The organism is Winogradskyella luteola (assembly GCF_019203985.1).
Taxonomy (GTDB): Bacteria; Bacteroidota; Bacteroidia; order Flavobacteriales; family Flavobacteriaceae; genus Winogradskyella; species Winogradskyella luteola.
In genome coordinates, this window is record NZ_JAGSPD010000012.1 from 81,657 (window position 1) to 90,287 (window position 8,631).

Sequence of the window (8,631 nt, forward strand, 5' to 3'; positions counted from 1 at the left end):
TTTTACTTTTAACTTTTTAATTATCTTTGCACCCACTTTAGATTAACCTCTGGCGAAAATCGTGAATGTTGATTTAAAACAACCATTTATAAAAGAAAAAACAATGGATTCTTTAGTAAAATTTGTACAAGACGAATTTGTAACCAAAAAAGACTTCCCTCAATTTAGTGCTGGCGATACAATCACAGTATATTATGAAATTAGAGAAGGTGAAAAAGTAAGAACACAGTTCTTTAGAGGAGTTGTATTACAACGCAAAGGCACAGGAACTTCTGAAACATTTACCATCCGTAAAATGTCTGGCACAATTGGAGTAGAGCGTATCTTCCCAGTTAACTTACCTGCATTACAAAAAATTGAAGTTAATAAGCGTGGTAAGGTACGTAGAGCACGTATATTCTACTTTAGAGGTCTTACTGGTAAAAAAGCTAGAATTAAAGAAGTTAGAAGATAATTTAACTTACATTATCCTATAAAAAAAGCTCCCATGACTTGGAGCTTTTTTTGGTTATTAACCATTGTTAATAACTACAGTTTATAAGATGTTTATATCTAATTAGTTAAAAAATTTGTTTTTTCGTAATATAAGCATACTTTAGCTAAGCAATTAACAACAAACCTAGTTTGGTTTTGAAAGAAATTTTGAATTTATGTTAAATTGTAATAAAGTAACGTTCTTTATATACTAAGATTGTTTTTTGAGATTGGTGAACCGCTTGTGTAGGCAAGTGTTGGTGAGCTAATCATGAAGCTTAGGGTTTACAGCATGTTTTGCAGGTTGTAAAAGTCTAAGTGAAAAGCTTTGAAGAAGTAACAGAATCGAAAGTGAACGTGAAAAGGATGAGTAATGCGTTTAGCCGTATCAAACACGCAAGTGAATGGTAAAAAAGAGCGCATCAAGAAAAACAAGTCTTAAGAAGCTTAGTAATATCAGGTCAATACATTTTGAAAGATATGAAACGTTTCACCGAAACAGAAACACTTGAACTGAAAAGGATGATGGTGTAAACCATACAGCTGAGTTAGTGAAAACTAAATAAGTCACGTTAGTACTGTTTCAAGAGAAGCCATGTCAGCGCAGTTTACTGTAGTGATATGGCTTTTTGCTTTTTAATGAACTGGTTTTTCAGTACCTCAGACCTTTTTTGACCTGTTGAATTCAATTCAGTACTTTATATTTGTCTATGACATTACCACTTGTAGACAATCAAAACTTCAGTAACAAAGATTACACTTCAGATATTCTACCAAAAGCAGAATACAGCTATTGCAGCTTTACTAATTGTAATTTTGAAAATTCGGATATTTCTAATATTGTGTTTTTGGAATGCGAGTTCCTTGACTGTAACTTTAGCAATACCAATGTAAAGTATACCACATTTAACGATGTTATGTTTACTTCGTGCAAATTAGTAGGTGTAAATTTTAAAAATTGTAACGCCTTTTTATTGGCCTTTGGTTTTAAGGATTGTATTTTAAACTTGAGTGCTTTTACGGATATGACCATCAATAAAACCAACTTTTTGGACTGTAAGATGTATCAAGTCGATTTTACACATACCGAAGTTAAATCCTGTCAGTTTCACAGATGTGATCTTAAAAATGCCATATTTAAAAATACCAATCTCGAGAAATCAGATTTTTCAACGGCTTTCAACTTCAACATAGATCCTTCTCTCAACAATTTGAAGGATGCTATTTTTTCAAAAGAAAATCTTATAGGACTCTTAGCCCCATTCAAAATAAAAGTGAAATGATATTAGTAATTTTACTATCTTTTAATTACGAATTCATCAAAAATTTAAGTATGCTCTTGTCAATCTCACACCAACAAAACTGAAGCATTTTTGTATATTTGCACAGCTTAAAATTAAGCTTTAGCACAATCATTTTATTTTTAACGACCTATGACTAAAACAGCAAAGATTGTTTATACAAAAACAGACGAAGCACCCGCTTTAGCTACACGTTCTTTTTTACCTATAGTTAAATCCTTTACAAAATCTTCAGGTATCACTATTGAAACTAAAGATATTTCTCTAGCGGCCAGAATTTTAGCTACATTTCCTGATTATCTAACAGAAAATCAGCGTATCAATGACGCTTTAGCAGAGCTTGGCGAACTGGTAAAAAAGCCCGAAGCCAATATTATAAAATTACCTAATATTAGTGCTTCCATTCCGCAGTTAACTAATGCAATAGAAGAGTTACAGTCCAAAGGTTATAAACTTCCCGATTATCCAGAAGATCCAAAAAACGATACCGAAAAAGAGATAAAAGCACGTTATAATAAAATAAAAGGAAGTGCTGTAAATCCGGTATTAAGAGAAGGAAACTCAGACAGACGAGCACCAAAAGCGGTTAAAAACTACGCCAAGAAAAATCCACATAGAATGGGGGCTTGGCCTTCAGACTCAAAAACACATGTTGCTACAATGTCTCAAGGTGACTTTGCTCATAACGAAACTTCGGTTACACTGGCAGAAGCTACAACAGTAAAGATTGTACATACTGACAATAGTGGTAACCAAACCATTTTAAAAGAAGGTTTGAGCTTATTAAAAGATGAAGTTTTTGACACCACATTAATGAGTAAAAAAGCCTTATTGAGTTTCTTAGATAAAGAGATTAAAGATGCTAAGGATCAAAATATTTTAATGTCATTACATATGAAGGCTACCATGATGAAGGTTTCTGATCCAATCATTTTTGGCCATGCCGTGCGAACCTATTTTAAATCTGTTTTTGAAAAGTATGAAGATACATTTAAAGAAATTGGCGTAGATGTCAATAATGGTTTCGGTAACTTGCTTGAAAATTTAAAAGAATTACCTGAAAACAAACGCAAAGCTATTGAAGCTGATATTAAAATAGCATTAGAAAACGGACCAGACTTGGCAATGGTTAACAGTGATAAAGGCATTACCAATCTTCATGTACCTAGTGATGTTATTATTGATGCTTCCATGCCTGCCATGATTAGAACTTCAGGCCAGATGTGGAATGCAGAAGGAAAACAACAAGATACCAAAGCTATTATTCCAGATAGTAGTTATGCAGGTGTCTATATTGCGACTATAGATTTTTGCAAAAAACATGGAGCATTCGATCCCACCACAATGGGAACTGTTCCTAATGTTGGTCTTATGGCTCAAAAAGCTGAGGAATATGGCTCTCATGACAAAACTTTCGAAATCATGTCTAACGGAAAAGTGGAAGTTATTGATGCTTCGGGAAAGGTATTAACATCACATAATGTTGAAACTGGTGATATATGGAGAATGTGCCAAGTTAAAGATGCCCCAATCCAAGATTGGGTAAAACTTGCAGTAACAAGAGCTAGAGCATCACAAACGCCTGCTGTATTCTGGTTAGATAAAAACAGAGCTCATGATGCTGAATTGATTAAAAAAGTAAATCAATATTTACCCGACCATGACACTTCTGGACTAGATATTAGAATTTTATCACCTATAGAAGCAACTGAATTTACTTTAGATAGAGTTAAAGCTGGAAAAGATACTATTTCTGTAACCGGTAACGTACTTAGAGATTATCTAACGGATCTATTCCCGATTTTAGAATTGGGCACAAGTGCTAAAATGTTGTCTATAGTACCGTTAATGAACGGTGGAGGTTTATTTGAAACAGGAGCTGGCGGTTCTGCTCCAAAACACGTTCAGCAATTTGTTACAGAAAACCATCTACGTTGGGATTCCTTGGGAGAATTCTTGGCTTTAGCAGTTTCCTTAGATCATTTTGGAGAAGTTAACAACAACGAAAAAGCCAAAATTTTGGGTGAAACTCTAGATAATGCCACTGAAAAGTTATTAGATAATAAAAAAGGGCCTTCTAGAAAGGTGAATGAATTAGACAACAGAGGAAGCCATTTTTATTTAGCTATGTATTGGGCCGAGGCCTTGGCAAATCAAGATAAAGATAAAACACTGAAAGCTGAGTTTACAGAAGTTTATAACAACCTTGTATCACATAAAGACAGTATTATTAAAGAGCTTATCGATTGTCAGGGTGTCACTGTTAACATTGATGGTTACTATTTGCCAAATGAGGATTTAACCAGCAATGCAATGCGACCTAGCAAAACATTTAATTCAATATTAAACTAAACTTAAATTAAAAGAGCTTCATTAAAAAATGAAGCTTTATATTTTTACAAAAAATTGATTGATGAATAAAGCACATCTTATTTTTTTTATAATTATTATAAGCTCTTTTCTTAAAATATCAGCACAAGAAAAATTTACTTTAAGCGGAACAATTACAGATAGTCAAAGTAATGAAACATTAATAAGCGTTAATATTATCATTCCCGAGCTACAAACAGGAACTATTACCAACGAATATGGTTTCTACTCCATTACACTTCCCGAAGGAACTTATAAAATACAGATAAGCTATTTAGGCTTTAAGACCGTTTCTGAAACGATTGTTCTTAATAACGATATGGTTAAGAATTTTAAGCTTTCTGAATCGGCTGAAAGCTTAGACGAGATTGTTATAACAGAAAATGTTGAAAAGCTAAATATTAAAAAACCACAAATGAGTGTTAATGCTTTATCAATAAAAACGATAAAAAATATGCCTGTGGTTTTAGGAGAAGTCGATGTCATAAAATCCATTACACTACTTCCTGGTGTCACCAATGCTGGTGAAGGTTCATCTGGTTTCAACGTAAGAGGAGGTGCAGCAGATCAGAATCTTATTTTGCTCGATGAAGCTACCATTTTCAACTCATCACATCTGTTTGGTTTCTTTTCGGTTTTTAACCCAGATGCCATTAAGGATATTAAGTTATACAAAGGTGGGATTCCAGCGAAATACGGTGGTCGTGTATCTTCTGTGTTGGATATCTATCAAAAAGAAGGCAATAGTAGTCAATTCCATATGAATGGTGGAATTGGATTAATTTCAAGTAGGTTACTTGCTGAAGGGCCAATCAAAAAAGACAAAGGCTCTTTTCTTTTAGGTGGAAGAAGTAGTTATGCACATTTGTTTCTACCGCTTTTTGATTTAGATAATGTCGCTTATTTCTACGATTTAAATACCAAATTGAGTTATAGACTTAATGATAACAATAGTATTTATCTTTCTGGTTATTTTGGCAGAGATGTCTTTGAAATTCAAGATAGTTTTGAAAATACCTATGGAAATACCGTTGTTAATTTTCGTTGGAACCATTTATTCTCAGATAAACTATTTTCAAATCTCTCATTGATTTATTCCGACTATTATTATGGGTTAAAATTGAATTTTGTTGAGTTCGATTGGGAATCTGGTATTAGAAATTTCAATCTTAAATACGATTTTAAGCATTACATCAGCAATAATTTTAAGTTAGAATATGGGCTCAATAGTATGTATTATAAATTCAATCCAGGAGAAATCAATCCTACAACTGAAAGCTCTGGCATTAATCCTTTTAAATTAATTGATAAATATGCATTTGAAAACGCAATTTATCTCGATGCAGAACATAAAATAAGTAACAAACTATCTGTAAGTTACGGAGCCAGGTTTAGTACATTTCACCGGTTAGGACAAGATGAGTTAAATGTTTATGAAGATGATAATCCTCTTATTTTCAATGAAGAGCTTGGCATTTATGAAAAAGCAGATCCAATAGGTACTGAAACGTTTAATCGAAGCGATGTTATTGAATCCTTTGCAAATATTGAACCTCGTTTGGCAATAGCCTATCAATTAAATGATGAATCATCCATTAAAGCGAGTTATAATAGAATGAGTCAATATTTGCATCTCTTGTCAAATACGAGCTCACCTACTCCCCTAGACGTTTGGACCCCTAGCGGCAAATATATAAAACCTCAATTGTTAGATCAAATTGCTTTGGGTTATTTTAGAACATTTAAGGACAATGAGTATTCATTAGAAATTGAAAGCTTCTATAAAACCATACAAAACCGCATAGATTATACAGATGGTGCAGATTTAATAGCCAATAATGCCATAGAACAAGTTATACTTAATGGAGAAGCCAGAGCATATGGAATGGAAGTTCTGTTTAGAAAAAATGAAGGAAAACTTAAAGGTTGGTTAGCTTATACATTATCAAAATCCGAACAACGTACACCAGGTAGAACCGCTGTTGAAACCGGAATAAACAATGGAGAATGGTACAATACACCTTTCGATAAAACTCACGACATATCTTTGACTGCCAGTTACGAATTAAATAAAAAATGGTCATTCAGTTCCAATTTTTTATTTCAAACTGGGCAGCCCGCAACATTTCCCAATGGCCAATACGAATATAATGGTATAATCGTACCTAGCTTTGAAGCTAGAAACTCTAGTAGATTACCAGCCTATCACCGATTAGATTTAGCTGTAAATTATAACCCAAAACCAGATAGTGAAAAGCGCTTTAAGGGAGAATGGGTTTTCGGGATATACAACGTATATAACCGTAGGAATGCTGCTAATATTACATTTAGAGAAAACAGAATGTCTGGCACAAATGAAGCGGTACGACTTGCCATATTTGGTATTGTACCTTCAGTATCATATAACTTTAAATTTTAGAACTAATGAAGAAGTTACTCATCCTAATATTGCTTTTTAGTTTTTGTACAAACTGTGAAGATGTAATAGACGTAGACCTTAACGAAACCGAACCTAGATTAGTCATAGAAGCTTCTATAAACTGGTTTAAAAACACATCAGGTAATGAGCAAAGTATCAGGCTAAGTCTTTCAGCTCCTTTCTTTGATGACGGTGTTCCACCTGCTAATGGGGCAAGTGTTCAAATTACGGATTCAAATAATAATATCTTTAATTTTATAGAAGACGGACAGACTGGTATATATAGAAACAACAGCTTTGTACCGGTAATAGATGAAGCGTACACTTTAACCATACAATATCAAGGAGAAACATACACAGGCACAGAAACACTCAAATCCGTTGTGCCTATTGACTTTGTAGAACAAGAAAACGAAGGTGGATTTACGGGCGAAGATATAGAGCTCAAGGCATTTTATACAGATCCTGCAGATATAGAAAACTATTATTTTTTTGAATTTACAAGCAATATACCTGTCATTCCCACTCTAGAAGTCTATGAAGACAGATTTACCGATGGTAATCAAATTTTTGGATTTTATACTGAAGAAGATTTAGAGCCTGGGGATGTAGTTACCATAAGAAACTACGGAATTAGTGAGCGTTTTTATGAATTTATGTTTGTGTTATTACAACAAGGGAGTGAAGAAGGTGGCGGGCCATTTGAAACACAACCAGCAACAGTTAGAGGAAACTGCATCAATGTAACCAATCCAGATAATTTTCCATTCGGCTATTTTAGACTCTCAGAAGTCGACGAACTTGTTTATACTGTAGAATAATAGATATTAAGTTTATAGCGTTACCCTTTCGGGTCGCGTCATCCACTATATCTCTGCTAAAAAAAGCAGAGGATGCCGTTACTACCGCTAACGCACCAATCAGCCAAATATATTTCTTACCTTTATAACCTATGGATTTTATTAAGACAACAGAACAAGATTCTCATTACAATCATCTCGAAAAAATGTCAATTAATGAGATAATTGCAAGCATTAATTCTGAAGATAAAATAGTTCCTCTAGCTGTAGAAAAATCAATTCCCCAAATAGAATTATTAGTTAAAAATGTTGTCGGTAAATTAAAAAATGGCGGCCGTCTATTTTACATAGGAGCAGGTACAAGTGGTCGTTTAGGTATCTTAGATGCTTCAGAATGTCCTCCAACCTTCGGAGTTTCACATGATTTAGTTATTGGTTTAATTGCTGGTGGGGACGCTGCTATAAGAAAAGCTGTAGAGAATGCTGAAGATTCTACAACTCAAGGTTGGGAAGATCTTAAGAAGTATAACATATCAGAAAAAGATATCGTCATTGGTATAGCCGCATCTGGTACTACTCCCTATGTTGTACATGCCTTAAAGCAATGTAACAAGAACAATATTGATACTGGCTGTATTACCTGTAATAAAAATAGTCCTTTGAGTCTAAACGCTCAATTCCCTATTGAAATTATTGTTGGACCAGAATTCCTAACAGGAAGTTCAAGAATGAAAGCTGGAACAGCTCAAAAGTTGGTACTTAATATGATTACCACAACTACTATGATTCAATTAGGAAGAGTAAGAGGTAACAAAATGGTAGATATGCAGCTAAGCAATGACAAACTGGTTGATAGAGGTATAAAAATGATTATGAACGAATTAAAAGTATCTGAAGAAGAGGCTTTAAAATTACTTCAAGAATATAAAAGTGTTAGACAAAGTATAATACATGGAAAAAAATAACAAAACAGACAAAGAGCTTTTAGGTAAAGGATTAAAACGTATGGGTATATGTCTTGTATTAATGTTCATGGGACCTACATTATTACATCTCTCTTTAGATAATGATGACAAACCCCTTTATATTCCATTACTTATTGTAGCCATAATACTTTGCATAGCAGCTATAGTTATGCTATATATAGGTCTTAACACTATTCTAAATAGCATTTTCAAAAAAAAATAACTATTCCATCTATTTTTCATAATTTAAATTTCGCACACATATAAAAACAAAAACACCCTTACTAAAGATAGTAAGGGTG

Annotated in this window: 7 protein-coding genes; all 7 read left to right on the plus strand. The window is 33.5% G+C overall.

Annotated elements, in window-relative coordinates:
- Positions 1 to 103: 103 nt before the first annotated feature.
- The 7 genes from rplS (at position 104) to KCG49_RS13715 (ending at position 8,552) form a co-directional block, all read left to right on the plus strand.
- A complete protein-coding gene (rplS, locus tag KCG49_RS13685) occupies positions 104 to 454 on the plus strand; it encodes a 50S ribosomal protein L19 (protein WP_218547271.1) in 351 nt (116 codons plus the stop codon).
- A 730-nt stretch (positions 455 to 1,184) separates the two neighbouring features.
- A complete protein-coding gene (locus KCG49_RS13690; protein ID WP_218547273.1) occupies positions 1,185 to 1,757 on the plus strand; it encodes a pentapeptide repeat-containing protein in 573 nt (190 codons plus the stop codon).
- A 150-nt stretch (positions 1,758 to 1,907) separates the two neighbouring features.
- Positions 1,908 to 4,127 carry an NADP-dependent isocitrate dehydrogenase gene (locus tag KCG49_RS13695; RefSeq protein WP_218547275.1) on the plus strand — a complete coding sequence of 740 codons (2,220 nt, stop codon included), beginning with the start codon at positions 1,908 to 1,910 and terminating at the stop codon, positions 4,125 to 4,127.
- Between the two features lie 61 nt (positions 4,128 to 4,188).
- Entirely contained in the window at positions 4,189 to 6,564 is a 2,376-nt protein-coding gene (locus tag KCG49_RS13700) for a TonB-dependent receptor (protein ID WP_218547278.1), read from the plus strand.
- 5 nt (positions 6,565 to 6,569) lie between these two features.
- On the plus strand, positions 6,570 to 7,385 hold the full coding sequence (locus tag KCG49_RS13705) for a DUF4249 domain-containing protein (RefSeq protein WP_218547280.1): 816 nt from the start codon (positions 6,570 to 6,572) through the stop codon (positions 7,383 to 7,385).
- A 131-nt stretch (positions 7,386 to 7,516) separates the two neighbouring features.
- Complete coding sequence (murQ, locus tag KCG49_RS13710; protein ID WP_218547282.1) at positions 7,517 to 8,329, plus strand: N-acetylmuramic acid 6-phosphate etherase; 813 nt, start codon at positions 7,517 to 7,519, stop codon at positions 8,327 to 8,329.
- Positions 8,316 to 8,552 carry a DUF6095 family protein gene (locus KCG49_RS13715; protein WP_218547283.1) on the plus strand — a complete coding sequence of 79 codons (237 nt, stop codon included), beginning with the start codon at positions 8,316 to 8,318 and terminating at the stop codon, positions 8,550 to 8,552. The genes murQ and KCG49_RS13715 overlap by 14 nt, the downstream gene beginning before the upstream one ends.
- The last annotated feature ends 79 nt before the right edge of the window (positions 8,553 to 8,631 follow it).

Excerpts from the sequence above, each read along its gene's own strand:
- rplS (WP_218547271.1), top strand. The coding sequence starts at position 104 with ATGGATTCTTTAGTAAAATTTGTACAAGACGAATTTGTAACCAAAAAA.
- KCG49_RS13690 (WP_218547273.1), top strand. The coding sequence starts at position 1,185 with ATGACATTACCACTTGTAGACAATCAAAACTTCAGTAACAAAGATTAC.
- KCG49_RS13695 (WP_218547275.1), top strand. The coding sequence starts at position 1,908 with ATGACTAAAACAGCAAAGATTGTTTATACAAAAACAGACGAAGCACCC.
- KCG49_RS13700 (WP_218547278.1), top strand. The coding sequence starts at position 4,189 with ATGAATAAAGCACATCTTATTTTTTTTATAATTATTATAAGCTCTTTT.
- KCG49_RS13705 (WP_218547280.1), top strand. The coding sequence starts at position 6,570 with ATGAAGAAGTTACTCATCCTAATATTGCTTTTTAGTTTTTGTACAAAC.
- murQ (WP_218547282.1), top strand. The coding sequence starts at position 7,517 with ATGGATTTTATTAAGACAACAGAACAAGATTCTCATTACAATCATCTC.
- KCG49_RS13715 (WP_218547283.1), top strand. The coding sequence starts at position 8,316 with ATGGAAAAAAATAACAAAACAGACAAAGAGCTTTTAGGTAAAGGATTA.